The organism is Polaromonas hydrogenivorans (assembly GCF_040105105.1).
Taxonomy (GTDB): Bacteria; Pseudomonadota; Gammaproteobacteria; order Burkholderiales; family Burkholderiaceae_C; genus Polaromonas; species Polaromonas hydrogenivorans.
The window spans coordinates 325925-352228 of the sequence record NZ_CP157675.1; the positions used below are offsets into that span (position 1 = coordinate 325925).

General features: G+C 60.2%; 31 protein-coding genes and 1 tRNA gene. 22 read left to right on the forward strand and 10 right to left on the reverse strand.

Features of this window, described 5'->3' with window-relative positions:
• Positions 1-3 precede the first annotated feature (3 nt).
• Positions 4-873: a 4-hydroxybenzoate octaprenyltransferase gene (gene ubiA / locus ABLV49_RS01645; RefSeq protein ID WP_349281566.1), complete on the forward strand. Its 870-nt coding sequence runs from the start codon at positions 4-6 to the stop codon at positions 871-873.
• 127 nt (positions 874-1000) lie between these two features.
• Here the strand turns inward: ubiA and ABLV49_RS01650 are convergent, their stop codons facing one another.
• The 3 genes from ABLV49_RS01650 to glpK form a co-directional block, all read right to left on the reverse strand.
• Positions 1001-1222 (reverse strand): hypothetical protein, encoded by a 222-nt coding sequence (locus tag ABLV49_RS01650; protein ID WP_349279927.1) that lies wholly within the window; start codon positions 1220-1222, stop codon positions 1001-1003.
• A 251-nt stretch (positions 1223-1473) separates the two neighbouring features.
• The gene (gene proC, locus ABLV49_RS01655) at positions 1474-2313 is read right to left on the reverse strand and encodes a pyrroline-5-carboxylate reductase (RefSeq protein WP_349279928.1); all 840 of its coding nucleotides are present in this window, start codon (positions 2311-2313) and stop codon (positions 1474-1476) included.
• Between the two features lie 95 nt (positions 2314-2408).
• Complete coding sequence (glpK, locus tag ABLV49_RS01660) at positions 2409-3902, reverse strand: glycerol kinase GlpK (protein ID WP_349279929.1); 1494 nt, start codon at positions 3900-3902, stop codon at positions 2409-2411.
• Positions 3903-4102: 200 nt separating this feature from the next.
• Between glpK and ABLV49_RS01665 the strand changes: the two genes are divergently transcribed.
• The 19 genes from ABLV49_RS01665 (at position 4103) to ABLV49_RS01755 (ending at position 14743) form a co-directional block, all read left to right on the forward strand.
• Entirely contained in the window at positions 4103-5689 is a 1587-nt protein-coding gene (locus tag ABLV49_RS01665) for a glycerol-3-phosphate dehydrogenase/oxidase (RefSeq protein ID WP_349281568.1), read from the forward strand.
• Positions 5690-5903: 214 nt separating this feature from the next.
• Positions 5904-6272, forward strand: a complete 369-nt coding sequence (gene rplN, locus ABLV49_RS01670; protein ID WP_007869247.1) for a 50S ribosomal protein L14 — start codon at positions 5904-5906, stop codon at positions 6270-6272.
• A gap of 12 nt (positions 6273-6284) precedes the next feature.
• Complete coding sequence (gene rplX, locus ABLV49_RS01675) at positions 6285-6605, forward strand: 50S ribosomal protein L24 (protein ID WP_349279930.1); 321 nt, start codon at positions 6285-6287, stop codon at positions 6603-6605.
• A gap of 2 nt (positions 6606-6607) precedes the next feature.
• Positions 6608-7147, forward strand: a complete 540-nt coding sequence (rplE, locus tag ABLV49_RS01680) for a 50S ribosomal protein L5 (protein ID WP_011799761.1) — start codon at positions 6608-6610, stop codon at positions 7145-7147.
• An 8-nt stretch (positions 7148-7155) separates the two neighbouring features.
• On the forward strand, positions 7156-7461 hold the full coding sequence (gene rpsN, locus ABLV49_RS01685; RefSeq protein ID WP_011799762.1) for a 30S ribosomal protein S14: 306 nt from the start codon (positions 7156-7158) through the stop codon (positions 7459-7461).
• 18 nt (positions 7462-7479) lie between these two features.
• Positions 7480-7875 (forward strand): 30S ribosomal protein S8, encoded by a 396-nt coding sequence (rpsH, locus tag ABLV49_RS01690; protein WP_011799763.1) that lies wholly within the window; start codon positions 7480-7482, stop codon positions 7873-7875.
• Positions 7876-7899: 24 nt separating this feature from the next.
• Entirely contained in the window at positions 7900-8433 is a 534-nt protein-coding gene (rplF, locus tag ABLV49_RS01695) for a 50S ribosomal protein L6 (RefSeq protein WP_349279931.1), read from the forward strand.
• Positions 8434-8444: 11 nt separating this feature from the next.
• On the forward strand, positions 8445-8810 hold the full coding sequence (gene rplR / locus ABLV49_RS01700; RefSeq protein WP_011799765.1) for a 50S ribosomal protein L18: 366 nt from the start codon (positions 8445-8447) through the stop codon (positions 8808-8810).
• A gap of 17 nt (positions 8811-8827) precedes the next feature.
• Positions 8828-9346, forward strand: coding sequence for a 30S ribosomal protein S5 (rpsE, locus tag ABLV49_RS01705; RefSeq protein ID WP_011799766.1), 519 nt, complete (start codon positions 8828-8830; stop codon positions 9344-9346).
• Positions 9347-9359: 13 nt separating this feature from the next.
• Positions 9360-9542 (forward strand): 50S ribosomal protein L30, encoded by a 183-nt coding sequence (gene rpmD, locus ABLV49_RS01710; protein ID WP_349279932.1) that lies wholly within the window; start codon positions 9360-9362, stop codon positions 9540-9542.
• Between the two features lie 13 nt (positions 9543-9555).
• The gene (gene rplO / locus ABLV49_RS01715) at positions 9556-9987 is read left to right on the forward strand and encodes a 50S ribosomal protein L15 (protein WP_011799768.1); all 432 of its coding nucleotides are present in this window, start codon (positions 9556-9558) and stop codon (positions 9985-9987) included.
• 19 nt (positions 9988-10006) lie between these two features.
• Positions 10007-11314, forward strand: a complete 1308-nt coding sequence (secY, locus tag ABLV49_RS01720) for a preprotein translocase subunit SecY (protein ID WP_011799769.1) — start codon at positions 10007-10009, stop codon at positions 11312-11314.
• Positions 11315-11399: 85 nt separating this feature from the next.
• Positions 11400-11513 carry a 50S ribosomal protein L36 gene (rpmJ, locus tag ABLV49_RS01725; RefSeq protein ID WP_011481465.1) on the forward strand — a complete coding sequence of 38 codons (114 nt, stop codon included), beginning with the start codon at positions 11400-11402 and terminating at the stop codon, positions 11511-11513.
• Positions 11514-11538: 25 nt separating this feature from the next.
• Positions 11539-11904 (forward strand): 30S ribosomal protein S13, encoded by a 366-nt coding sequence (gene rpsM / locus ABLV49_RS01730; RefSeq protein ID WP_011799770.1) that lies wholly within the window; start codon positions 11539-11541, stop codon positions 11902-11904.
• A gap of 13 nt (positions 11905-11917) precedes the next feature.
• Positions 11918-12322 carry a 30S ribosomal protein S11 gene (gene rpsK / locus ABLV49_RS01735; protein ID WP_011799771.1) on the forward strand — a complete coding sequence of 135 codons (405 nt, stop codon included), beginning with the start codon at positions 11918-11920 and terminating at the stop codon, positions 12320-12322.
• Between the two features lie 130 nt (positions 12323-12452).
• On the forward strand, positions 12453-13076 hold the full coding sequence (rpsD, locus tag ABLV49_RS01740; protein ID WP_349279933.1) for a 30S ribosomal protein S4: 624 nt from the start codon (positions 12453-12455) through the stop codon (positions 13074-13076).
• Between the two features lie 95 nt (positions 13077-13171).
• The gene (locus ABLV49_RS01745) at positions 13172-14164 is read left to right on the forward strand and encodes a DNA-directed RNA polymerase subunit alpha (protein ID WP_011799773.1); all 993 of its coding nucleotides are present in this window, start codon (positions 13172-13174) and stop codon (positions 14162-14164) included.
• A gap of 82 nt (positions 14165-14246) precedes the next feature.
• Entirely contained in the window at positions 14247-14648 is a 402-nt protein-coding gene (rplQ, locus tag ABLV49_RS01750) for a 50S ribosomal protein L17 (RefSeq protein ID WP_011799774.1), read from the forward strand.
• 18 nt (positions 14649-14666) lie between these two features.
• Positions 14667-14743 (forward strand) — tRNA-Met (locus tag ABLV49_RS01755).
• 66 nt (positions 14744-14809) lie between these two features.
• Here the strand turns inward: ABLV49_RS01755 and ABLV49_RS01760 are convergent.
• The 7 genes from ABLV49_RS01760 to puuE all read right to left on the reverse strand — a co-directional run bounded on the left by ABLV49_RS01760 (position 14810) and on the right by puuE (position 24445).
• On the reverse strand, positions 14810-16153 hold the full coding sequence (locus ABLV49_RS01760) for a cation:proton antiporter (protein WP_349279934.1): 1344 nt from the start codon (positions 16151-16153) through the stop codon (positions 14810-14812).
• A gap of 225 nt (positions 16154-16378) precedes the next feature.
• Positions 16379-17566: a phospholipase A gene (locus tag ABLV49_RS01765; protein WP_349279935.1), complete on the reverse strand. Its 1188-nt coding sequence runs from the start codon at positions 17564-17566 to the stop codon at positions 16379-16381.
• 39 nt (positions 17567-17605) lie between these two features.
• The gene (locus ABLV49_RS01770) at positions 17606-17992 is read right to left on the reverse strand and encodes a hypothetical protein (protein WP_349279936.1); all 387 of its coding nucleotides are present in this window, start codon (positions 17990-17992) and stop codon (positions 17606-17608) included.
• 262 nt (positions 17993-18254) lie between these two features.
• Positions 18255-20384, reverse strand: a complete 2130-nt coding sequence (locus tag ABLV49_RS01775) for an ATP-dependent helicase (protein WP_349279937.1) — start codon at positions 20382-20384, stop codon at positions 18255-18257.
• A gap of 103 nt (positions 20385-20487) precedes the next feature.
• Positions 20488-21720 (reverse strand): M20 family metallopeptidase, encoded by a 1233-nt coding sequence (locus ABLV49_RS01780; RefSeq protein ID WP_349279938.1) that lies wholly within the window; start codon positions 21718-21720, stop codon positions 20488-20490.
• Positions 21717-23495 carry a 2-oxo-4-hydroxy-4-carboxy-5-ureidoimidazoline decarboxylase gene (uraD, locus tag ABLV49_RS01785; protein WP_349279939.1) on the reverse strand — a complete coding sequence of 593 codons (1779 nt, stop codon included), beginning with the start codon at positions 23493-23495 and terminating at the stop codon, positions 21717-21719. The genes ABLV49_RS01780 and uraD overlap by 4 nt, the downstream gene beginning before the upstream one ends.
• A complete protein-coding gene (puuE, locus tag ABLV49_RS01790) occupies positions 23492-24445 on the reverse strand; it encodes an allantoinase PuuE (protein WP_349279940.1) in 954 nt (317 codons plus the stop codon). Before puuE ends, uraD begins: the two co-directional genes overlap by 4 nt.
• Positions 24446-24615: 170 nt before the next feature.
• Here puuE and uraH point away from each other — a divergent pair, with 170 nt between their 5' ends.
• Both uraH and ABLV49_RS01800 read left to right on the forward strand, forming a co-directional pair.
• Positions 24616-24972 (forward strand): hydroxyisourate hydrolase, encoded by a 357-nt coding sequence (gene uraH, locus ABLV49_RS01795; RefSeq protein ID WP_349279941.1) that lies wholly within the window; start codon positions 24616-24618, stop codon positions 24970-24972.
• On the forward strand, positions 24969-26186 hold the full coding sequence (locus ABLV49_RS01800; RefSeq protein ID WP_349279942.1) for a urate hydroxylase PuuD: 1218 nt from the start codon (positions 24969-24971) through the stop codon (positions 26184-26186). Before uraH ends, ABLV49_RS01800 begins: the two co-directional genes overlap by 4 nt.
• Positions 26187-26304 lie beyond the last annotated feature (118 nt).

Genomic DNA, 26304 nt, shown 5'->3' on the forward strand with positions numbered 1-26304 from the left:
ACGATGACCGCCGGTGCGCCCAGCAAATTTTCCTTGTATCTGCAGTTGATCCGCTGGAACCGCCCGGCCGGCTGGCTGCTGCTGCTGTGGCCGACCCTGGCCGCGCTGTGGGTGGCTTCGCACGGCTTTCCGGGCTGGCACCTGGTGACGGTCTTCACGCTGGGAACATTTTTGATGCGCAGCGCGGGCTGCTGCATCAACGACGTGGCTGACCGTGATTTTGACCGGCATGTCAAGCGCACGGCGCAGCGGCCGGTGACCAGCGGCGCGGTTTCCGTCAGGGAGGCGCTGGGGCTGGGCGCGGTGCTGGCCTTGCTGGCGTTCGGCCTGGTGCTGACCACGAATGCCGTCACGATTGCCTGGTCGTTTGCCGCCCTGGCCGTGACGCTGGCGTACCCGTTTGCCAAACGCTATGTGTCGATGCCGCAGGCGGTGCTGGGCGTGGCGTTCAGTTGCGGCATCCTGATGGCGTTTGCCGCCGTGCAGTCGCGCGTGCCGCCTTTAGCCTGGGCGCTGCTGCTGGGCAACCTGTTCTGGGTGATTGCCTACGACACCGAATACGCCATGGTGGACCGGGACGACGACCTGAAGATCGGCATGAAGACCTCGGCCATCACGCTGGGACGCTTCGACGTGGCCGGCGTCATGCTCAGTTACCTGATTTTTATATCAATTTGGGCTTTTGCGCTTGCCGGGTATGTGCATTCAGCTATTTTTATGATAGCAATCGCGCTGGCCTTGGCGCAGGCGCTATGGCACGGCTGGCTGATCCGTAAACGCGAGCGCGACGACTGCTTCAAGGCGTTTCGCCTCAATCACTGGCTGGGATTCACGGTGTTTGCCGGCATTGCCCTGTCGTACTGGGGCCGCTGAAGCGGGCTTTGACCCTGCCGCCGCTTGCTTTTGCGTGACGTGCGCCCATGAAAAAGCCCGCAATTCGCGGGCTTTTTAAAGACTTCAGCTGGCCGGTTTAGCTGCCAGTGAAGCGTCCTGTGGCTGATCAGGCAGCTTTAGGAGCCACTTTGGCTTTGTGCTTGGCCTTGGCTTTGACCTTGTGCTTGACCGTGGCCTTTTTGGCTTTGGCGGGTGCTGCTTTGACGGCAGGAGCCGCCATGGGTGCGGCAGGGGCAGCGGCGGTCTGGGCTGCGGCTGGGGCGGAAACCAGAGCCAAAGGCATGGCGAGAACAGCGGCGCTGGCGAGGATGGACAGGAATTTTTTCATGAGGTGCTCCGTGATGTTTGTAAGGTACTTACGTTTGCACTGCCGTGTCATCCACCGGAGTGGCTGGCGACAAGCTGAACGCTCGTGAATGGTTAACGGATGGTTACGAAAGTCGGTTGACGGGATTTTTCCGGTTTTTGAAACTATTTTTTTATTTTCAGGAAAAGCCGCTTCAGCCGGAAATTACTATGAAAAAGATAGCTGTCAATGCATGCAGTGATTGCGCAGAAGCCTTATTTGAAGCAAAAAACTCATGCGGCGCCGAATTCATCGCCCATTTCGCTGGCGCGCTGGCGGGCGGCATGCATCGCCTGCATGAACTTTTCCTTGATGCCGTCCCGCTCCATCGACGTGAGCGCCGCATAAGTCGTGCCGCCCTTGGACGTCACGCGGGCGCGCAGCACCTCGGGCGGCTCGGTGGCCTCGTGCGCCAGCGCCGACGCGCCGGCAAAGGTGCCCATCGCCAGCTGCTGCGCCTGCTCGCGGCTCAGGCCCATGTCGGTGCCGGCCTCGATCATGGCTTCGATGAAGTAAAAAACATAAGCCGGGCCAGAGCCGGACAGGGCGGTCACGGCATCGAGTTGCGCTTCCTGGTCCAGCCACAAATACTCGCCCGTGGTCTGCACGACGCGCTCCACGGCCAGCCGGTCAGCGGCGCTGGCGGCGGGCCGGGCGAACAGGGCTGTCATTCCCTGGCCGATCAGCGCCGGCGTGTTGGGCATGGCGCGCACCACGCGTTCGGTCCCCAGCCAGCCGGCAATGGTGCTTGAACGGATACCGGCGGCCACGCTCAGGTGCAGCGCGGCTGGGGTATGCGCGCGGCTTTGTTCGGCGGCTTGCCTGAAGGTCTGCGGCTTGACGGCCCAGACGACCAGGGTGGCGCGGGCCAGCGATGCGCCAGCGGTTTCGCTGACCTCGACCTGGAACTGCTGCGCCAGCCGGGCGCGCTGCTCGGCAAAAGGCTCGACCACCTGGATTTGGCTGGCCGGCAGGCCGCGCTTGAGCAGGCCGCCGATGATGGCGCTGGCCATGTTGCCGCCGCCGATGAAGGCGATGTGTTGGTTGCTGCTGTCGGTGGTTTGAGGAGTCATGGTCGTGTGCCTGCTGATAAAACGGAGGGTGGATTTGAAGGCCTCGGCCCGGTCGAGGATTGTCGCCCAGGGGATTTGAGAAGTGGCGATGGCGCCTACGCCAGCACCGTCTGCCGTACCGCATGCTCCCATTGCGCCATCAGGTCGGCCGCGCGCCCGGCGCCGAGCGTGGGCAGGAAGGTGCGTTCAGCGCGCCACAGGCTGGAAAGCTCGTCGGTGCTGCGGTACACGCCGCTGGACAGGCCCGCCAGCCAGGCCGCACCCAGCGCCGTGGTTTCGGTCACGGCCGGGCGGATCACCGGAATGCCCAGCAAATCGGCCTGGAACTGCATCAAGAGGTCGTTGGTGCTGGCACCGCCATCGACGCGCAACTCGGCCAGCGGCGCGGCACCTGCGGCGACCGCATCGCGGCTCATGGCCAGCAGCAGCGCGGCGCTCTGGTAGGCGATGCTTTCCAGCGCCGCGCGCGCAATGTGGGCCATGGTCGTGCCGCGCGTCAAGCCGGTAATCGTGCCGCGCGCCTCGGGTTTCCAGTAGGGCGCGCCCAGGCCGGTGAAGGCCGGAACCATCATCACGCCGCCCGAGTCGGGAACGCTTTGCGCCAGCGCCTCGACTTCGGCGCTGCCCTGGATGGCGTGCAGGCCGTCGCGCAGCCACTGCACCACCGCACCGCCGACGAATACGCTGCCTTCCAGCGCGAATTCGGCCTGCGCCGTGGTTTGGGCGGCACTGGTGGTGAGCAGGCCGTTCGTTGAAGTCTGGAACTGCGCGCCGGTGTGCATCAACAGGAAGCAGCCCGTGCCGTAGGTGTTCTTGGCCATGCCGGCCCTGAAGCAGGCCTGGCCGAACAGCGCGCTTTGCTGGTCGCCCGCGACGCCGCCAATCGCGATCGCATGGCCCAGCAGTTCGGGCCGCACCTCGCCGTAGTGCGCGCTGGACGGCTTGACCTCGGGCATCAGCGACGGGGGAATGCCGAGCAGCGCCAGCAGCTCGCCATCCCATTGGTTGGTGCGCACATTGAACAGCATCGTGCGCGACGCATTGCTGACGTCGGTGGCATGCACGGCGCCGCCCGTCAGCTGCCAGATCAGCCAGCTGTCGATGGTGCCAAAGGCCAGCTCGCCGCGTTCGGCCTGCGCGCGCGCGCCGGGCACGTTGTCGAGCAGCCACTTGAGCTTGGTGCCTGAAAAATAGGCGTCGATCAGCAGCCCGGTTCGGGACTGGATCAGCGCTTCATGGCCTTGCTTGCGCAATTGCGCGCAGGTGGACTCGGCGCGCCGGTCCTGCCAGACGATGGCATGGTGAACCGGCTGGCCGGTCCTGCGGTTCCAGAGCAGCGTGGTTTCGCGCTGGTTGGTGATGCCCATCGCCCGGATGTCGCCGGCGGCCAGGCCCGCGCTGGCCAGCGCCTGCCGCGCCGTGGCCAGCTGGCCGCGCCAGATTTCCATCGGGTCGTGCTCGACCCAGCCCGGCCTGGGGTAGATCTGCGGCAGCTCCCGCTGGGCCAGCGCCACCACGCGGCCTTCTGCGTCAAACACAATGCTTCGCGAACTGGAGGTTCCCTGATCGAGGGCGAGAAGATAAGCCATGGCGTTTTGGGTTGGTTGGTGTGGGGTTGGGTTCGGGGAATGAGTATTTCACAGCCGAAACGGGACTATCCCGGCGTCGTTTCCTGCCCGCTGCATGCCAACAGATATCCCGCAAGGGCGCTCAAGCGTGGCAGGGCTGAGGTAAGCTCAATACATTCTGTGACATATGGGTTTTTATGAAATCGGGAAACGAAAAGCCCATGGCCGCCGATGCCGTGCCGGCTCGCACACGGCGCAAGAACTTGATGGACCGGCTCGCCGAACCGCGTCATTACGATGTCGCCGTTATCGGCGGCGGCGCGACCGGCCTGGGCGTGGCGCTGGATGCTGCGGCAAGAGGGTTTTCCGTCGTGCTGGTCGAATCGCACGACTTTGCCAAAGGCACTTCGTCGCGCGCCACCAAGCTGCTGCATGGCGGCGTCCGCTATCTGGCGCAGGGCAATATTTCGCTGATCCGCGAAGCCCTGCACGAACGCTCGACGCTGCTGGCCAACGCACCGCACCTGGCGCAGCCGCTGCCATTTGTCATGCCCTCCTACAAATTCTGGGAATCGCCCGTTTATGGGCTGGGGCTCAAGATGTATGACACCCTGGCCGGGAAGGATGGGCTGGGCGATACCGAATTCCTGAACCGCGCCGAAACCCTGGCGCACCTGCCAACGCTGCAGACGCAAGGCCTGAAGGGCGGCGTCAAGTACTGGGACGGCCAGTTCGACGACGCGCGGCTGGCGCTGGCGCTGGCCCGAACCGCTGCCCGGCAGGGTGCGCTGCTGGTCAATTACTGCGCCGCCACCAAGCTGATCCATGAAGACGGCAAGCTGGTCGGGCTGTGCGCGCTGGACCGGGAAACAGGTCATACCCACGAATTGCATGCCAGTTGCGTGGTCAATGCCACGGGTGTCTGGGTTGACCGGCTGCGGATGCAGGACGGCAAGGCAATGGAATGCGCGACCAAACCGATGGTCGCCCCCAGCCAGGGCGTGCATATCGTGGTGGAGCGTGAGTTTTTGCCCACCGACCATGCCCTGCTGATTCCCAGAACGGCGGACGGCCGGGTTTTGTTTGCCGTGCCCTGGCTGGGGAAAACCATTCTCGGCACGACCGATACGCCGCGCCACACCTTGGCGCGCGAACCGCTGCCGTTCAGGGAGGAGGTCGATTTCATCCTGCGCGAGTCGGCCCGCTACCTGAGCCGCGCGCCAGGCCGGGCCGACATCAAGAGCCTCTGGGTCGGACTGCGGCCGCTGGTCAAGCCGACTGACGATGCTGCCGGCAGCACCAAGACGCTGTCGCGCGAACACACCGTGCTGGTCAGCAAGAGCGGCCTGGTCACGGTGACAGGCGGAAAATGGACGACTTACCGCGCCATGGCCGGTGACGTGCTGGAAAAATGCTTTGCCGCTGGGCTGCTGCTGGCGCGTACCGGAATGCCGACAGACCATCTCAAGCTGGTGGGTGCCCAACGCTCCAGCGTCAGGATCAGCGAGGCGCCTGGGTTGCACCTGTATGGAAGCGAGGCTGGCGCGGTGCAGGCCTTGCGGGGCGCCGATCATGAACTGGGCGGTGGCCTGACCGAGGCCATGGTTCGGTTTGCCGCCCGCCATGAATATGCGCGTACCGTGGAGGATGTGCTGGCCCGGCGTTCGCGGTTGTTGTTCCTGGACGCGGCACTGGCGCGCACCCTGGCGCCGACAGTGGCAGCCCTGCTTCAGCAGGAAAACGGGATGGACGCAAAACTGCAGCCCTTTTTGGCGCTGTGCGATCAGTATTTGAGCGTGCCTGCCTGATGCATTACAGGTTGCAGGATTATTTTTACAAACATTGTTGACACTGCCTTTTACTTTCGTGATAATCGTGGGCTTCGCTGTAAAAGGCGAAGAACTTCTGCCCAGCGGAAGCATTGCAAGTGGTTTGCAGTGTGGACGACGGGCCCAAGACTGATTGGCAGGTGGTTTGCATCAAGCAGGCCGCCAATGCTGGTGCAAGTTGGGACTAAATTAAATGATTCAAACGCAATCCAAACTCGATGTTGCTGACAACACGGGTGCCAAATCCGTGATGTGCATCAAGGTGCTGGGCGGATCCAAGCGCCGGTACGCCAGCGTTGGTGATGTCATCAAGGTGAGCATCAAAGAAGCCGCTCCACGTGGCCGCGTCAAAAAAGGCGAGGTTTACAGTGCTGTGGTCGTTCGCACCGCCAAGGGTATCCGCCGCGGTGATGGCTCGCTCGTCAAATTCGACGGCAATGCAGCAGTGCTGCTCAATGCCAAGCTGGAGCCTATCGGCACCCGCATCTTCGGACCAGTGACGCGCGAGCTGCGCACTGAAAAGTTCATGAAGATCGTGTCCTTGGCTCCTGAAGTTCTGTAAGGACCAAAGGCAATGAATAAAATTCGCAAAGGCGACGAGATCATCGTGATCACCGGTCGCGACAAGGGCAAGCGCGGCACGATTTCGCTGCGCGTCGATGACAGCTATGTGCTGGTGGATGGGATCAACCTGGTGAAAAAACACACCAAGCCCAATCCGCTCAAGGGCACCACGGGTGGCATTGTTGAAAAAAGCATGCCGATTCACCAGTCCAACGTCGCCATTTTCAATGCGGCTTCGGGCAAGGCGGATCGTGTTGGTATCAAGTTGTTGGCTGACGGCAAAAAAGTGCGCGTCTTCAAGTCCAGCGGCGAAGAAATGAAGGCTGCATAAACATGGCACGCTTGCAAGATCAATACCGCGAGAAAATCGCGCCAGCCCTGATTGAAAAATTCGGCTACACGACACCCATGCAGGTGCCGCGCATCACCAAGATCACACTCAACATGGGTGTGAGCGAGGCGGTTGCCGACAAGAAGGTCATGGACAACGCCGTGGCCGACATGGCCAAGATCGCAGGCCAGAAGCCTGTGGTGACCAAGGCTAAGAAAGCCATCGCCGGATTCAAGATCCGCGAAGACTTGCCGATTGGCTGCATGGTCACGCTGCGCGGCGTGCAGATGTATGAATTCCTCGACCGTTTCGTGACCGTGGCCTTGCCCCGTGTCCGTGACTTCCGCGGTATTTCTGGTCGCGCCTTCGATGGTCGCGGCAACTACAACATCGGCGTTAAAGAGCAGATCATTTTCCCTGAAATTGAATACGACAAGGTTGACGCCTTGCGCGGTCTCAATATCAGCATTACCACAACGGCCAAGACCGATGAAGAGTGCAAAGCGCTTCTCACCGCCTTCCGTTTTCCGTTCAAGAACTGAGGCGGGATATGGCAAAACAAGCATTACTGCAACGTGAACTGAAGCGCGACAAGCTCGTCGCCAAGTTTGCCAAGAAACACGCTGAATTCAAGGCAATCGCCAATGATTTCAAGCGCACTGACGACGAACGCGCCCTGGCCCGTCTGGAGTTGCAAAAGTTGCCCCGCAACGCCAACCCGACACGCCAGCGCAATCGCTGTGCCATCACGGGTCGTCCGCGTGGCACGTTCCGTCAATTCGGCTTGGCTCGCGCCAAAATTCGCGAATTGGCTTTTGCTGGTGATATCCCTGGTATCACCAAGGCAAGCTGGTAAGCAATAGGAGAACCCCAGATGAGTATGAGTGATCCTATCGCCGACATGCTGACACGCATCCGCAATGCACAAATGGTTGAAAAAGCCGTTGTGCTGGTGCCTTCGTCAAAAGTCAAAGTCGCCATTGCACAGGTTTTGAAGGATGAGGGCTACATTGATGGCTTCTCCGTCAAGGCTAACGATGGCAAGCCCCAACTGGAAATCGCCCTGAAGTATTACGCAGGCCGCCCCGTGATTGAGCGCATCGAGCGCGTCAGCCGCCCCGGTCTTCGTGTGTACAAAGGTCATGGCGCCATTCCCCAGGTCATGAATGGCCTTGGTGTGGCAATTGTCACGACGCCCCAGGGTGTCATGACCGATCGCAAAGCACGCGCTACCGGTACCGGTGGCGAAGTGTTGTGCTACGTGGCCTAACGGCGGCATTGAGGAGTAACTGAAATGTCTCGTGTAGCAAAAATGCCGGTCGCCATACCCGAAGGTGTGGAAATCGCAATCAAAGACGCCCAGATCAATGTCAAGGGCGCCTTGGGCGCCCTGGCACTGGCACAGAACGCCTATGTCGTTATCGCAAGTAACGACGGCAAGCTGACTTTTGTACCAGCCAATGATTCCCGCCAAGCCAATGCCATGAGCGGCACGATGCGTCAGCTCGTGAACAACATGGTGGTCGGTGTCACCAAAGGTTTCCAGAAAAAGCTGAACCTGGTCGGCGTGGGTTTCAAGGCCCAGGCTCAAGGCGACAAGCTGAACCTCACGGTGGGCTATTCCCACCCTGTGGTGATGGCCATGCCTGCAGGCATCACGGTTGCAACCCCAACGCCCACCGAAGTGGTCATCAAGGGTTCTGATCGCCAACGTGTAGGCCAGATTGCCGCTGAAGTGCGTGCAGTTCGTCCTCCCGAGCCTTACAAGGGCAAGGGCATCCGTTATTCGGATGAAAAAATCACGATCAAAGAAACCAAGAAGAAATAAGGAGCTGCATCATGTTGACCAAAAAAGAGCAGCGCCTTCGTCGTTCACGCCAGACCCGCATCCGCATTGCCAATCAAGGCGTTGCCCGTCTGTCCGTGAATCGCACCAATCTGCATATTTACGCCAGTGTTATTTCTGGCGACGGCACCAAGGTTCTGGCGTCTGCTTCCACTGCTGAAGTGGAAGTGCGCAATGAAATTGGCGGCTCGGGCAAGGGTGGAAATGTTGCTGCTGCGCAGGCCATTGGCAAGCGTATTGCCGAAAAGGCAAAAGCAGCAGGTGTAGAAAAAGTGGCGTTTGATCGCGCCGGTTTTGCGTACCATGGCCGCGTCAAAGCGCTGGCTGATGCGGCTCGCGAAGCCGGTTTGCAGTTCTAAGCAGACTGGAATTAAGTATGGCTAAGTTTCAAGCTAAATCGCAAAACGACGCTCCAGACGATGGTCTGAAGGAAAAAATGATCGCGATCAACCGCGTGACCAAAGTGGTGAAGGGCGGCCGTATTCTCGGTTTTGCCGCACTCACCGTGGTCGGTGACGGTGATGGTCGCGTTGGCATGGGCAAGGGCAAGTCGAAAGAAGTGCCTGCAGCCGTGCAAAAAGCCATGGAAGAAGCGCGCCGCAACATGACCAAGGTGTCATTGAAGAATGGCACGCTGCACCACAATGTGTTCGGTCACCACGGTGCAGCCAACGTCATGATGGCGCCAGCTCCCAAGGGTACCGGCATCATTGCAGGCGGTCCTATGCGCGCGGTTTTCGAAGTCATGGGCATTACCGACATCGTGGCCAAAAGCCATGGTTCGAGCAACCCGTACAACATGGTGCGCGCCACCATGGATGCACTGAAAAATTCCACCACGGCCTCCGATATCGCGGCCAAGCGTGGCAAATCAGTCGAAGAAATCTTCGGCTAAGGCGGACAGTGAAATGACCAAAGAAACCAAAGTAAAAGTCCAGCTGGTTCGCAGCCCGATTGGCACCCAGGAATCACACCGCGCCACCGTGCGTGGTCTGGGCCTGCGTGGCGTCAACAGCGTCAGCGAATTGCAGGACACGCCCGCAGTGCGCGGCATGATCAACAAGATCAGTTATCTGGTCAAGGTTATCTGAGCGGAGACTCATCATGGAATTGAACACAATCACGCCTGGCCAGGGCGCTAAACATGCCAAGCGGCGTGTCGGTCGCGGCATCGGCTCTGGCTTGGGCAAAACGGCCGGTCGTGGTCACAAGGGACAGAAATCCCGTTCGGGCGGCTACCACAAGGTAGGCTTCGAAGGCGGTCAAATGCCTATGCAGCGTCGCTTGCCCAAGCGCGGTTTCAAGTCGCACCTGCTGAAATTCAATGCCGAGGTCACCCTCACGGCACTGGAACAGCTCGGTCTGGCCGAAGTGGATCTGTTGACGCTGAAGCAGTCTGGCCTTGTGGGTCAGATCGCCAAGAACGTCAAGATCATCAACACCGGATCGCTGTCATTGGCGGTCAAGCTGACGGGTATTTCTGCTACGGCAGGTGCCAAGACCATCATTGAAGCCGCTGGCGGCTCCATCGCTTAATACTTGACGGAACCAATCAGTGGCAACCAACTCGGCTCAAATTGCAAAAACCGGCAAGTTCGGCGACTTGCGCAACAGGCTTGTGTTTTTGCTGCTGGCGCTGGTCGTGTACCGTGTCGGTGCGCATATTCCGGTTCCAGGCATTGACCCCGGTCAATTGAAGGAGCTGTTCAAGGGCCAGCAGGGCGGCATATTGAACTTGTTCAATATGTTCTCCGGTGGTGCCTTGTCAAGATTCACGGTGTTTGCCTTGGGCATCATGCCCTACATCTCGGCTTCCATCATCATGCAGCTGCTGACTTATGTGGTTCCCACATTCGAGCAGATGAAAAAAGAGGGTGAATCGGGCAGGCGCAAGATCACGCAGTACACACGTTACGGAACGCTAGGGCTTGCCCTGTTCCAGTCGATGGGTATTGCCGTTGCGCTGGAAAGCTCGCCTGGTCTGGTGTTGATGCCTGGTTTCGGATTCAGGATGACCGCAGTGTTCAGTCTGACAGCGGGAACGATGTTTCTGATGTGGCTGGGCGAGCAGATTACCGAGCGTGGCTTGGGCAACGGTATCTCGATCCTGATTTTTGCAGGTATTGCGGCTGGTTTGCCAAGTGCACTTGGTGGTTTACTGGAACTGGTGCGCACTGGTGCCATGAGCATATTGATTGCCATCGTGATCGTTGCGGTTGTTGTGCTGGTAACGTACTTTGTTGTGTTTGTTGAGCGAGGCCAGCGCAAGATTCTTGTGAACTATGCCAGGCGACAAGTTGGTAACAAGGTTTACGGTGGACAGTCATCGCATTTGCCTCTGAAGCTGAACATGGCAGGCGTTATTCCTCCCATTTTTGCTTCCTCGATTATTTTGCTGCCAGCAACGGTGGTGGGGTGGTTTAGCACGGGTGAAAGCATGCGCTGGTTGAAAGACATCGCCAGCACGCTGACACCAGGTCAGCCGATTTATGTGATGCTGTACGCCAGTGCGATAATCTTTTTCTGTTTCTTTTACACGGCCTTGGTATTTAACAGCCGTGAAACTGCAGACAACCTGAAAAAGAGCGGGGCGTTCATTCCGGGAATTCGTCCAGGTGATCAGACGGCACGCTACATCGACAAGATTCTGGTTCGTCTGACATTGGCAGGCGCGGTTTACATCACCTTTGTATGTTTGCTGCCCGAGTTTTTGATTTTAAAGTACAACGTACCGTTTTATTTCGGTGGAACGTCGTTGATGATTATTGTTGTGGTCACTATGGATTTCATGGCTCAGGTTCAGAACTACATGATGTCGCAGCAGTATGAATCGTTGCTGAAAAAGGCCAATTTCAAGACGTGATGTCCTGATTGACCTGACGATTTATGGCGAGCACATGGTGTGTTCCGTTCCAAGTAAGCACAGAGTGAAAGTTTAGGAGAAAAAAATGAGAGTTTCAGCTTCGGTCAAGAAAATTTGCCGCAACTGCAAAATCATCCGTCGCAAGGGCGTTGTCCGCGTGATCTGCACAGATCCACGTCACAAACAGCGCCAAGGCTGATTTTTAAGAGATTTAGAGGACGCACATGGCACGTATCGCTGGTATCAACATTCCGCCGCAGAAGCACGCCGAAATCGGCTTGACTGCAATTTTTGGCATTGGTCGCACACGCGCTCGCAAAATTTGCGAAGCCTGTGAAATCGACTATGCCAAGAAAATCAAAGATCTGACCGACAGTGACCTGGAAAAAATCCGGGACCACATCGCTCAGTTCACCATCGAAGGCGATTTGCGTCGTGAAACCACGATGAACATCAAACGCCTGATGGACATCGGCTGCTACCGTGGCTTCCGCCATCGTCGTGGCTTGCCCATGCGTGGCCAACGCACCCGGACGAACGCCCGTACCCGCAAGGGTCCGCGTAAGGCCGCTGCGTCTTTGAAGAAATAATTGAGAGGTCGTCATGGCAAAATCACCCAATAACAGCGCTGCACAGCGCGTTCGCAAGAAAGTTCGCAAGAACGTGGCTGACGGCATTGCCCACGTCCACGCTTCTTTCAACAATACCATCATCACGATCACCGATCGCCAGGGTAATGCCTTGTCATGGGCGTCATCTGGTGGTCAAGGTTTCAAGGGTTCGCGCAAATCGACGCCTTTTGCCGCACAGGTTGCTTCAGAAGTTGCCGGCCGTGCCGCCATCGAACAAGGCATCAAGAACCTTGATGTCGAAATCAAGGGACCTGGTCCTGGACGTGAATCTTCTGTTCGTGCGCTGGGCGCGCTTGGCATTCGGATCAATTCGATTGCTGACGTGACACCGGTTCCGCACAACGGCTGCCGCCCACAAAAGCGTCGTCGTATTTAAATCGTGCTGTTTCGCCCGGCCGCTTGCTCAGCAGGCGGTCGGGCGCCAGCATTTTCACCAAGCCCACCGCCATCAGGTTCACGCCGAAGGCTCCTGCAGAAATTGCAGCAGATGACAAAAGGATATTCAAGTGGCACGTTACCTCGGCCCCAAGGCCAAACTATCACGCCGTGAAGGCACCGATCTTTTCCTGAAAAGCGCCCGTCGCTCGATCAGCGACAAGGCAAAATTCGACTCCAAGCCAGGTCAGCATGGCCGTACCTCCGGTACGCGCACGTCCGACTACGGTCTGCAACTGCGTGAAAAGCAGAAAGTCAAGCGCATGTATGGCGTTCTTGAAAAGCAGTTCCGCCGCTACTTCGAAGAAGCTGATCGCCGCCGTGGTAACACCGGCGCCAATTTGCTGTCGGTGCTGGAATCGCGTCTGGACAATGTGGTTTACCGGATGGGTTTTGGATCGACACGCGCTGAAGCGCGCCAGTTGGTTTCCCACAAGGCAATGACCGTCAACGGCCGGTCGGTCAATATTCCATCTTACATGGTCAAGGCCGGTGATGTGATTGCCGTTCGTGACAAGTCTAAAAAGCAGACGCGCATTGCTGAAGCGCTCGAACTTGCCAAGCAGGTTGGCCTTCCTGCCTGGGTGGATGTCAATGCTGACAAGGGTGAAGGTACCTTCAAGAAAGTGCCTGATCGTGACGAATTTGCTGCCGACATCAACGAATCGTTGATCGTCGAGTTGTACTCACGTTAATTTTTTGTTCCTGGCGGGCACGCTTGCCGTGCCGCCAGGTGTGCTTCGCCAGCCTTATCGGTGTAACGAGCCGAGGGTATTGAGAGGAAGACTGCATGCAGACTAATTTGTTAAAACCAAAAACTATCAATGTTGAGCAGCTTGGCGCAAACCGCGCCAAGGTGACTCTCGAGCCTTTTGAGCGTGGTTACGGCCATACGCTGGGCAACGCGCTGCGTCGTGTACTGCTGTCATCCATGGTGGGCCATGCTGCAACTGAAGTGACTATCGCCGGTGTTTTGCATGAGTACTCTTCCATTGACGGTGTCCAGGAAGATGTTGTCAACATCCTGTTAAACCTCAAAGGTGTAGTCTTCAAACTGCACAACCGCGATGAAGTGACTTTGAGCCTCCGCAAGGACGGCGAAGGTCCGATCACTGCCGCCGATATCCAGACGCCTCATGATGTTGAAATTGTCAACCCTGACCATGTGATCATGAACTTGTCGCACGGCGGCAAGATTGACATGCAGATCAAGGTCGAGAATGGCCGCGGCTATGTGCCGGGCAACGTCCGCCGTTATGGTGACGAGTCGCCAAAGTCGATTGGCCGCATTGTGCTCGATGCTTCTTTTTCTCCGGTCAAGCGCGTCAGCTACACCGTTGAAAGTGCCCGCGTTGAGCAGCGTACGGATCTGGACAAACTGGTTCTGGAAATTGAAACCAATGGCGCAGTGACTGCAGAAGACGCGGTTCGTGCATCAGCCAAGATACTTGTTGAACAACTGGCTGTATTTGCCCAGTTGGAAGGCAATGAATTGGGCGCAATCATCAATGATCCGGCGCCTCGCAGTTCGCAGCAATTTGATCCCATTCTGCTGCGCCCGGTCGATGAGCTCGAACTCACGGTGCGTTCGGCAAACTGCCTGAAAGCAGAAAATATTTACTACATTGGCGATCTGATCCAGCGCACCGAAAATGAGCTGCTCAAGACTCCTAATCTGGGACGGAAATCTCTCAACGAGATCAAGGAAGTATTGGCCTCTCGTGGCCTGACACTGGGAATGCGTCTTGAAAGCTGGCCTCCTGCCGGCCTTGACAAGCGCTGATATTTAAACTCTCGTCTTTCGATGAGAAAGTGCACGGGCAGTACCTGATACGGCTGCTTCGATATTACATAAAGGAAGCACTATGCGACACGGACACGGACTACGTAAATTAAACCGCACCAGCGAGCACCGCCTCGCCATGTTGCGCAACATGATGAATTCGTTGCTCCAGCACGAAGCCATCAAGACTACGCTGCCAAAAGCCAAGGAGCTGCGCCGCGTGGTTGAGCCCATGATTACCCTGGCCAAAACGCCAACCCTGGCCAACAAGCGCCTGGCATTCGACCGTCTTCGCGACCGCGACATGGTTGTCAAGCTGTTTGCTGAGCTCGGCCCACGCTACCAGACCCGTCCAGGCGGCTACACCCGTATTCTGAAGATGGGTTTCCGTGTTGGTGACAATGCGCCTATGGCTTTGGTTGAACTGGTTGATCGTCCTGATGTTTCGGAAGAAATTAAAGATGACGCAGCAGCTGCAAAGTAAGCTATAATAATGACATACCGCGCGGTGGAGCAGCCTGGTAGCTCGTTGGGCTCATAACCCAAAGGTCGTAAGTTCAAATCTTGCCCGCGCAACCATCATCTGGTTGTTAAAATCAGTACAAAAAGCCTACTTCACGTAGGCTTTTTGCTGTCTGGCTGTTATTACGCCAAATCAGTACGTTTTTTCTTTTTAGCGGTCTTGCGCGCCTCATAGTGTGTCATGAGTGGCGTGACTGAAATACCATGCGCAATGACTGATGCAACGACTACGGACAGCGTCATCGACAGCAGACGGTCGGCCAGCACCGGCTGAATGCCATGGTTGATGGCATAAAGCAGGTAATACAGCGAGCCGATGCCGCGTATCCCAAACCAGCTTATCAAATTCCGCTGCGAGCCCTTGACTCGGGTGCCGAGCAGGCCCATGTAAACCGCCAGCGGGCGAACCAGGACAAACAGCACAGGAACGAACCACAGTGCGTCGCGTTCGAACTCAACCGTTGCCATCAGCACACCGACCGCCAGAACAATCCCAACCTCGACAAAACTTTCAAGCTGGCTGTTAAAACGCTGCACTGCATTCATCATGTTGGCTGGCGCTTCGGCACCGGATGCCGCCTGCTCGTCAGGGCTCAATCCGGATACGGATTCCGGAATCTCAGCCTGCTCGGCAGGCCGTGCTGATTTACTGTCGTCAATACGCCGCAATGCCAGTCCAGCGGCAAAGACCGCCAAAAAACCGTAGCTGTGGCAGAGCAGGGCGACGCCATAGGTCAGTCCAATCAGGCCGAGTGCGATGAATTCGTCAGACCTCAGGGCTTCCCGGTGGCGCACGCGCAAATAGATGATGGCGCGGCCGACCACCGTGCCCAGCAGGTAGCCCAGGCCCAGGCCGCCTGTGATGGCCCACAGCACATCAACCATCCACCACCGCCAGCCGCCTTCGCCCAGTTCATGCACGCCCAGAAAGCCCAGTCCGAGCATGACAAAAGGAAAGGCGGTTCCATCGTTCAGCCCGCCTTCGCCGGTCAGGCCAAAGCGCAGCCGGTCGCGGTCACCGGGGTTGGACACTTGTACATCGGATGCAAGCACCGGGTCGGTCGGTGCCAAGATAGCCCCCAGCAGGATTGCGGCCCCCAGCGGCAGGCCCAGTCCATAGAAGCCCAGCGCCGTAATCAGACCCACGGTCACGATCATGGAGACAGTGGCCAGTTGCACCGGGATTCGCCAGCGCCGGTCGCGCAGCGGCAATTCGAGCTTCATGCCGGCGGTGAAAAGTGAAATCAATACGGCAATTTCAGTTACCCGCTCCAGCAGCACCTTGTTTTCCAGGGCATCGATCTGGAGCAATCCCAGGCCCAGCGGACCGATGGCGATGCCGACCCCGAGATAGAGCATGGCGGCGCTCAGTGGCAAACGGGAAAGGAAGGAGCTGGCCATCGTCATGATGATCAGCAACAAGCCAATGATCAGGATACCCAGCGTGAATGCGTTCCCCTCAATCATTGAAAAACCCTGGGATCAAGGATGGAGGCCTGGAAAATTAGTGCAATCATCCCTTCAGCTTAAGGGAATCAGCCATGGCTGAACAGCAGCATATCCTCACGGGCCAAGGTGATACCAGGAGTCAGAATTAATCGTGGTTTTTGATGAAATAGGCCTGTAGCGCAATAGAAATAAGCATTACATGCTATTAAAAAAATAGCATGTAATCCCGTTAAGCCATTGAATTTACCAGTCCACCAGACTCAGGCCCACGCTCAGCACATTGCGCCGTTTGTTGTAGTCCAGCAGGCTGTCGCCGTAGCCGTTGAACAACTGGACGTGGTAGCGTAGGCCGGTGTAGTTGGGCGAGGCTGCCGGCGCCATCATCCAGTCAATCCGGGTCGAGCCCTTGGCTTCGCGGTGCAGCGAATGCCGCAGCGTCACGCCCAGGGTGTTGGCCTTGTTGATCTGCCAGCTGGCATTGAGTTCGGCACGGCCGATGTAATTTTCAATCCCGGGGTTGTCGTCATCGGCCGGCGACTCGTGCATCCGGTCCCAGATGCGGCCCTGCAGGCGCAGGCTGGACTCCGGGCCCAACACTTTTTCCGCCGCGCCCATCAAATAGGTGCGGTTCCAGCTGCGGGACAGTGGTTCTGACTGGCCGTTGGACTGGTGCACCAGTCCAATGCCCGAGAGCCGGTAATTCCAGCCGCCGGGCAGCGCAATCTGGTGCGGGTAAATATAGACGAGTTCCGGCTCATGGTCGGTGGTGCGAAACGGCCGTGACAGGCCACCGTTGAACAGTTGCCAGTAGCTTTGCTGGCTGTAGCCAAACCAGAGCGAATCCTGGTCGTCCTCGTCGGAATCACCACTCTTGAGCAGACCCTTGGCAATCTTGGTGCGTACCGACAGCTGGATCTTGGTTTCGGCATGGCTGTAATCCGGTGGCGACCCGGCCCCAATCACCGGCGGCGGATTGACGCCGCCGGACATGACGAAAGCCAGGGAAATGGGCCGGTAGCCGCGAATGGCAAAGGTGTCGCAGTCGGTGCCGCGCTGCAGCTCCCAGAACCTGGACAGCTCTGAATACTGGGTGTTGCGGCAGCCAATGGGCTTGCCGTCAGGCGCCTCCGTGTTCAGCGAAGGCAGCAGCAGGATCTGCGTCGCGGGTTCCCCGGTGGCCGGATTGGCCGGCGCAGTGGTCATGGATGCCGGCGGTGTGTTGGCCGGCAGCTGTGATTCGGCCCATTGCTGAAAACATGTCAGCTGTGCGCTGGCATTGTCCTTGATGGCCTGGCACGCCTGCCAGCCAAGGCTGGAAGGGCGGTTGGCCGGAGGCTTGGCCGCCGGAGTGGTTTGGGCTTGCGCCAAACCGCCCGCCAGCAGTCCGGCCATGAACAAAAGGCTGTTCAGGGGCAGGAGTTTGAAAGTCATGGCTTGGGCTGTCATCGTTCGTTGGATTCAGGCCTGCAATCAGGGCAGTTTTGTCAGTGTGAATGCGATGTCAGGTGCATCGGGCGCGGCGCTGCGGCTGGTGTCTTTCCAGCGGCCCTGGTACACCTGGCCGCACGAGCCGGCTTTCATTTCACCGTTCCAGGTGCCGGTGATGCTGATGTTGTCGGACGATTCATCCAGCAGCAGCATGCCTTCGTCAAGGTCGCCGGCCAGCGCGGCCTGGGCTGAATGTCCGGCGATGGCCGCCGTGCCGGCTGCACGGCCTAATTCGCGGTTGACCGTGCCGGCCAAGCTTTCCGAGAATTCGGCATGGCGCTGGAGCAGCATCGTCGCCCGCTCGGGCAGCCCGGGCGGCGGATCGGTAAAGCGGACGGCCCAGCGGCCATGCAGCTGCCCGGCTTTCATGCTGTGCGCCGGCGGGCATGTTGATTCAGGCTTGTTTTGGGCATTTGCGCACGGTGCAAGGGTGCTGAATGCTACTGAAAAAATAGCGAGTCGGAGTATTTTGGAATTCATGGATCGGTCAAGGCCCTAGTGGCGGCGCAAGGCGGTTCTGTCGAAAAGAAGACTCTGCGGTGCCAGCGAGGCCATCAATGTCAGGCCGGCAATGGTATCTGAAAGCAGATTCTTGCAGTTTGACAAGGGCAGGAAACCCAAAAACCCTGGGTTACCGCCCTTCGTAAGCCGCTTTTGCCGCTGCCGCCGCAGCCAGCCCATCGGCGGACTTTTTGGCGAATTCGGCTCGCAGGGCCTTGAGCTTTTCGCGCGGGTCTTCCTTGATGGTCGCCTTGTCCAGCGCCATTTCGGCGATGAAGCGGCTGGGCACGCCGGCGATCAGGTCGCGGCCTTTCTTGCGCTTGCGCAGCCAGTCCACGGCCAGCGTGCGCTGGGCTCTGGTGATGCCGACATACATCAGGCGGCGTTCTTCCTGCAGGCGCAGCGCGATGCTCTCGGTGTTCATGCCGTCATCGTCGTCCAGCTTGAAAGGCAGCAGCCCTTCGTTGCAGCCGGCCAGCACCACATGCGGCCACTCCAGCCCTTTGGAGGCATGCAGCGTGGAGAGCGTGACGACGTTCTGGTCGCCCTCGCGCTCGCTGATGGTGGACAGCAGGGCAATCGTTTGCACTACTTCAAGCATGGTCTTGGTCGGTTTTTCAATCGTCGCGCCCGAGGTGTCGTCAATCTGCCCGCCGCAGCGCTGCGACATCCAGTCGCAGAAATCCATCACGTTGCTCCAGCGCGCGCTAGCCACCTTTTCGCTGTCCTCGCCGTCGTAGAGGTGCTTTTCGTAGTCGATTTCCTTGAGCCAGTCGGTCAGGAAAATGCGCGCATCTTCCGCGCCCACGGTGCGCTTGGCGCGGTATTCGAGGTCGTTCAAATAGCGGCCGAATTCCTGCAGCGAACCGACCGCCTTGGCCGGCAGCACCGAGCCCAGCGAATTGCTGAACAGCGACTCGAACAGGCTGAGCTTGTAGGTGTCGGCAAAGGTGTTCAGCGCGCCCAGCGTGGTGTGGCCAATGCCGCGCTTGGGTGTCTTGATGGAGCGGATGAAGGCCTGGTTGTTGTCGTTGTTGACCAGCAGGACCATCCAACTGCACAGGTCTTTGATCTCGGCGCGGTCGAAAAAGCTCTGCCCGCCCGAGACCTTGTAGGGGATGTTGGCCTTGCGGAAGGCTTTCTCGAACGGCTTGGCCATGTGGTTGGCCCGGTACAGCACGCAAAAGTCCTTCCATTCGCGGTACTGCCTGCCTTCTGGCAGCAGGCTGCCTTCGGCGCGCAGGCTCTGGATGCGGGCCACCACGCGTTCGGCCTCGTGCTCCTCGCTGTCGCAATCGACCACCCGCACCGGCTCGCCTTCGCCGAGTTCGCTGAACAGCGTTTTCGGGAACAGCTTGGGGTTCGGGCCGATCACGTTGTTGGCAGCGCGCAGAATCGCGCTGGTCGAGCGGTAGTTCTGCTCCAGCTTGACCACCTTGAGCGTTGGAAAGTCCTGCGGCAGTTTTTTCAGGTTGTCCAGCGTCGCGCCGCGCCAGCCGTAGATCGACTGGTCATCGTCGCCGACCGCCGTGAAGCGGCCGCGCTCGCCGACCAGCAGCTTGAGCACTTCGTACTGCGTGGCATTGGTGTCCTGGTATTCATCGACCAGTACATGGCCGAGCGACGCCTGCCATTTGCTGCGCACCGCTTCATGCTCTTTCAGGAGCTTGAGCGGCAGGCCGATCAGGTCGTCGAAATCGACGCTCTGGTAGGCGGCGAGGCGCTCTTCATAGTGGTGCATCACGCGCGCAATCAGGCGTTCCTCGTCGCCGCTGGCCTGGGCCTCGGCCTGCGCGGCGTTGAGTCCCTGGTTTTTCCAGGCGCTGATGGTCCATTGCCACTGGCGCGCCGTGGCCACATCGGTGCTGCCGCCCGCGTCCTTCAAAATGCTGGTCACATCGTCGCTGTCCAGGATGGAAAACTGCGGTTTCAGGCCCAGCGCCGCACCGTCCTGGCGCAGCATGCGCACGCCCAGCGCATGAAAGGTGCAGATCAGCACGCCCTTGGCCGACTTGCCGATCAGGCTCTTGGCGCGCTCGCGCATCTCGGCGGCGGCCTTGTTGGTGAAGGTGATGGCGGCGATCTGCTCGGGCTTCATGCCCATCTGGATCAGCCGGCCGATCTTGTGCGTGATGACCCGCGTCTTGCCCGAGCCGGCGCCGGCCAGCACCAGGCAGGGGCCGTGCAGGTAGTTGACGGCTTCCTGCTGGGCGAGGTTCAGGCCGTGGGTGATGGGCGATGCGGGAGAAGGTGAGGACATGCAGGCGGGGAATCTGAAATGGCGCCAACGGCAGCGCCGAAATAAAGACCAGAGAAAGGCCAAAAGCAGCGGCCATCATAGCCAGTCGCTGGCCCGATCCTGTTTACTGCAGCAACTCCAGCAGCGTGCGCGCCACCACCTTGGTGGCGCGGCGCAGGTCTTCGAGGACCAGGTGTTCATCGGCGCGCTTGGCGTTGCTTTCAAACACCGTGCGCGGGCCGGCGCCATAGATGGCTGCGGGCACGCCGGCCGCGCCGAACAGGCGCACGTCGGTGTACAGCGGCGTGCCTGAGGTGGGAATCGGCTCGCCGAAGATGGCTTCACCATGCTTTTGCAGCGCCTTCACCAGCTCGGCGTTGCGGTTGTCGGGTTTCCACGAATCGGCCATTAGCAGGCGCTTGATCTCGACCGTGATGCCGGGCACGGTCGCGGCGGCCTCGGCAATCACGCGGCGCACCTCGGCTTCGACCTCGGCGGGGTTTTCCTCGGGGATCATGCGGCGGTCCAGCCTGAGCGTCACCTTGCCGGGCACCACATTGGTGTTCGTGCCGCCCTCGATGCGGCCGACGTTGAGATACGGGTGCGTGATGCCCTCGACCTGTGACGTGATGGACTGGTAAATCTGGTTCTGCCGGTAGAGCGCCGTGAGGATGGCGGTGGCGCCCTGCAGCGCGTCGATGCCGGTGTCGGGAATCGCGGCATGGGCCATCTTGCCGTGCACCGTCACTTCCATCTGCAGGCAGCCGTTGTGGGCGGTGATCACCTGGTAGCTGAAGCCGGCGGCGATCAGCAGGTCGGGCCGGCTGAGCTTGTTGTCAAGCAGCCAGCCGGGGCCGAGTTCGCCGCCGAATTCCTCGTCGTAGGTGAACAGCAGTTCAATCCCGCCCAAGAGCTGCAGGCCCAGCGCTTCAAGCGCGCGGACGGCAAAGGTGTAGCTGGCGAAGTCGGACTTGCTGACGGCCGATGCCCGGCCATAGAGCTTGCCGTCCACGATCTCGCCGCCGTAGGGGTCATGCGTCCAGCCATCGCCGGGCGGCACCACGTCGCCGTGGGCATTCAGGGCAATGATCCTGCCGGGGCCGTACTGGCGGCGAACGATCAGGTTGGTGAGCGATTCGAGCCCGTAGGCTTTGACTTCGTCGGCGGGCACCGGATATTTTTCCACCTCGAAGCCGAAGTCCTCCAGCAGTTCGGCGGTGCGTTCGGCATGCGGCGCATTGTTGCCCGGCGGCGTATCGGTGGGCACCCGCACCAGCGCCTGCAGAAATTGCACTTCTTCATCGAAATGGGTGTCGATCCAGGCGTCAAGCGCGGTGTTGTGGTTCTCAAGGGTCATGAAAATTCCGTGGCAAGTTGGTCAAGCAGGTTCTGGAAAGCGCGCGCGCACAGCTCGGCGTCGTCATTGGTGATGGCTTCGAGCGGGTTGTGGCTGATGCCGGCGTTCAGGCCGCGCACGAACAGCATCGCCTGGGGCATGATTTCGTGCAGTTTCATCGCATCATGGCCGGCGCCGCTGGGCATGCGGAACACCGGCAGGCCGAGGGCTTCGACGGCGCGTTCCCAGCGCTGCTGCCAGGCCGGCGCGCTGGGCGCGGCGGCGGCGCGCATGGTTTCTTCGAGCCGGTAATGCACGCCGCGCCGCTCGCAGAGGGCTTGCAGCTCATGGACGATGTCGGCGGCGCAGGCGTCGCGCACTGCGTCGGTGGTGGCGCGAATGTCGAGGCTGAATTTGCAGCGGCCCGGCACCACGTTGATCGAGCCGCCCGGCACTTCGAGCATGCCGACGGTGGCCACGAGATTTTCTTCACTGCCACCGCGCTTCTCGACGTAGAGCGCCAGCTCCGCCGCCGCAGTGGCCGCATCGCGGCGGCTGGCCATCGGCGTCGTGCCGGCATGGCTGGCCATGCCGATGATTTCGCCGACATAGCGCACGCTGCCGTTGATGGAAGTCACGATACCCAGCGGCAGGTCCAGCGCGTTGAGCACCGGCCCCTGCTCGATATGCACCTCGACAAAGCCGAGGTAGCGGGCCGGGTCGCGCCGGAGCGCGGGGATGGCGTCGATGGACAAGCCGGCCTGCGCCATGGCTTCGCGCATGGTGATGCCGTCCGCGTCCTGCTGGTCCAGCCAGGCCGCATCGAAATGGCCGGTCAGCGCGCCCGAACCGAGGAAGGTCGCCTTGTAGCGCTGGCCTTCCTCTTCGGCGAAACCGACGACCTCCAGGCCAAACGGCAGGCACCGGCCCTGGCGCTGCAACTCGCGCACGCAGGCCATCGGGGCGAAGATGCCCAGCCGTCCGTCGTACTTGCCACCGTTGCGCACCGTGTCGTAATGCGAGCCGGTCAGCAGGCGCTGGGCCTGCGGGTCACTGCCGTGGTAGATGCCGACGACATTGCCGACGGCGTCAATCGACACCTCGTCGAAGCCGCAATCGTCCCGCATCCAGCCTGCCAGCTGCCGGGCGCAGGCCTGGTGCGCGTCGGTCAGGTAGGTGACGGTGAGTTCGCCGCGCTCGGCATAGCCGGCATCGCTGTGGCTGCCGAGCTGCTCGGCCCAGTCCCAGACCAAATTGCCCAGGTCGGGCGAGTGGCCGAATTTGTCGTTCAGTCGGATTTCCGCAATGCGGTGGATGTTGCGCAAGGCCTCGGCCAGCTCGAAGTCGGGAGGGTTGTCCAGCCGGCGCGCAAAGGTGGCGATGATCTCAGGCTTGGCCAGGCCCAGGCCGCGCGGGCCGCGCACCGCCAGGATGAATGGAAAGCCGAACTTGGCGTTGTAGTCGGCATTGAGCTGGTGAATCCGCGCGAATTCCGCTGGCGTGCAGTCGCTCAGGCCGGCCTTGCCCTGTTCGTGGGTCGATTCGGCGGTCAGGGTTTTGCTCAGCATCGCCTTGCCGGCGAGTTCAGGGTGGGCGCGGATCAGCGCGAGTTGCGCCTCGCGCGGGGCCTGGCGCACCGCATCGACCAGCGCCAGCTTGAGCTGCGCCAGGCTGGTGAACGGGCGCTGGTCCCAGGCTTGAACCGCAATCCACGGCGAATGCTCATAGGTGCCGTCCAGCAACTGCGTGAATTCGGCCTGCGAGGCGGCGTTGAGCTGGTCCAGGGTAATGGTCATTTGGATGCGCGCCAGACGAAGGCGGTTTGCGGGTTGAAGGGATGCGCCTGTTTCCAGTGGCGCGCGATGTCGATGCGCCGGGCCACCCAGACGCGGTCGTGCTGCTCGATATGGTCCAGGAAACGCTGCAGCGCGCGCAGGCGGCCGGGGCGGCCCAGGATGCGGCAGTGCATGCCGATGCTCAGCATGGCGGGCCGGTCCTCGCCCTCGGCATACAGCACGTCAAAGCTGTCGCGCAGGTAGGTGAAGAAATCATCGCCCTGCGAAAACCCCTGCGGCAGCGCAAAACGCATGTCGTTGGTGTCCAGCGTGTAGGGAACGACCAGTTGCGGCGCCAGCGCGCCATCGGTTTTCTCGACCTGCAGCCAGAACGGCAGGTCGTCGCCGTAGTAGTCGCTGTCGTACTCGAAGCCGCCGTGATCGGCCACCAGCCGGCGCGTGTGGGGGCTGTCGCGGCCGGTGTACCAGCCCAGCGGCCGCTCGCCGGTCAGGCCTTCGATGGCCTGCATGCCGCGCGCCATGTGCTCGCGCTCGGTGGCTTCGTCCACATTCTGGTAATTGATCCAGCGCCAGCCGTGGCAGGCGATTTCATGGCCGAGTTCCATGAATGCCGCCGCCACGTCCGGGCAGCGCTCCAGCGCCATGCCGACGCCGAACACCGTCAGCGGCAGGCCGCGCTTTTCAAACTCGCGCAGCAGCCGCCACACGCCGGCGCGGGCGCCGTATTCGTAAATGCCCTCCATGCTCAGGTGGCGGTCGGGAAAGGCGGGCGGGTTGAACATCTCGGACAAGAATTGCTCGCTGCCGGCGTCTCCGTGCAACACGGAGTTTTCCCCGCCTTCCTCGTAGTTCAGGACAAACTGCACCGCGATGCGGGCGCGGCCGGGCCATTGGGCGTGGGGCGGGTTGCGGCCGTAGCCGCTCAGGTCGCGTGGGTAGTTGGAGGGCATGGTCGTCGCTGATTTTCAAAAAGTCATGAAGGGACTGACGGGAACGGTTTATGCATGATGAACGCATACGGTAGCATCCTAAAACACAAGCCGCCTCCCGAAATGCCATGACGAAGCAGCAAGCAGAAACCGGGCCGGCGCTGTTCATTTCAACCCGCAGAAAGCTTTTCATGGGCCACCTCAGTACCCACGTTCTCGATACCATGCACGGCTGCCCGGCAGCCGGCATGAAACTCACGCTGCAGCGTATGGACGGCGCGCATGTCGAAACCCTCAAGGAAGTGGTCCTGAACCAGGACGGCCGCAGCGACGGCGGCCCGCTGCTCGATGCTTCAGCCATGGCGGCCGGTCGCTACCGGCTGCTGTTCGAGGTCGGTGATTATTTTCGCGCCCGGGGCGTGGCGCTGCCCGAGCCGGCGTTCATCGACACGGTGCCGGTGGACTTCGGCATCGCCGACGCCAGCGGCCACTACCATGTGCCGCTGCTCGTCAGCCCCTGGACCTACTCGACCTACCGCGGCTCATGATGGGCGCCTACCTGCCCTATGCCCTGGATTGGGCCAATTTGCTGCTGCGCTGGGCGCATGTCATCACCGCGATTGCCTGGATTGGTTCGTCGTTCTACTTTGTCTTTCTCGACAGCAGCCTGACCCGGCCGGTGGAGCCCGACCTGGTTGAAAAAGGCGTCGATGGCGAGTTGTGGGCGGTGCATGGCGGCGGCTTTTACCACCCGCAAAAATACATGGTGGCACCCAGGCAGATGCCGGAAAACCTGCACTGGTTTTACTGGGAGGCCTACTCGACCTGGCTGACCGGCTTTGCGCTGTTCACGGTGCTTTACCTCTTCAATGCCGCGACCTTTCTGGTGGACAAGAGCGTTTACGACTGGTCGGCCGGTGCGGCGATTGCTGCCGCGCTGGGCTTTCTGGTGGCCGGCTGGGGGGTGTACGACACGGTCTGCCGCGTTTTCGGCCAGAAAAAGAATGGTGATTTGATCGTCGGCGCGGGCCTGCTGGTGTTTGTCGTTTTTGCCTCGTGGCTGGCCTGCCAGCTGTTTGCCGGGCGGGCGGCGTTCCTGCTGGTCGGCGCCATGCTGGCCACCACCATGAGCGCCAACGTCTTCGTCTGGATCATTCCGGGCCAGCGCAAGGTGGTGGCGCAGCTCAAGGCCGGGCAGCCGGTCAACCCGGTTTACGGCTGGCGCGCCAAGCAGCGCAGCGTTCACAACACCTATTTCACGCTGCCGGTGCTGATCGCGATGCTGTCGAACCACTACGGCTGGCTGTCCGTGGGCGCCAACAACTGGCTGGTGCTGGTGCTGCTGATGCTGGCTGGCGCGCTGATCCGCCACAGTTTCGTGGCGCGCCACAAGGCCGGGGTGCAGGGCCGGCGCGCGCCCTGGGAATATGCTGTTGCGGGAACGGCGATGCTGGCCGGGCTGGTGGTCTGGATGGCGCCGCCGCCGCCCTCGACCGCAGCCATCGCCGCAGCCGCCAGGCCAGCCGGTTTTGCCGAGGTGAAATCAGTCATCGCCCAGCGCTGCGTGATGTGCCACAACGCGCAGCTGCAAAACAAGGGCATTGCGCTGCACACGCCCGAACTTCTCAAGCAGCACGCGCAGGCGGTCTATCAGCAGGCGGTCGTGCTCAGGCTCATGCCCTTCAACAATGCCACGCAGATCACCGAGGACGAGCGCGCCGTGATCAAGCGCTGGTTTGAAGCGGGCGCGCCGGTGAATTGAGCGGGCCAGGCCGTTTTTATGACGGCTGGTGATTGCTATTTAATTGATAGCTGCTTGCGCCCGCTGGTATTGCGCAAATGACCTGAATGGCTTGAAAATTCTGAATCATCGGCCGCCA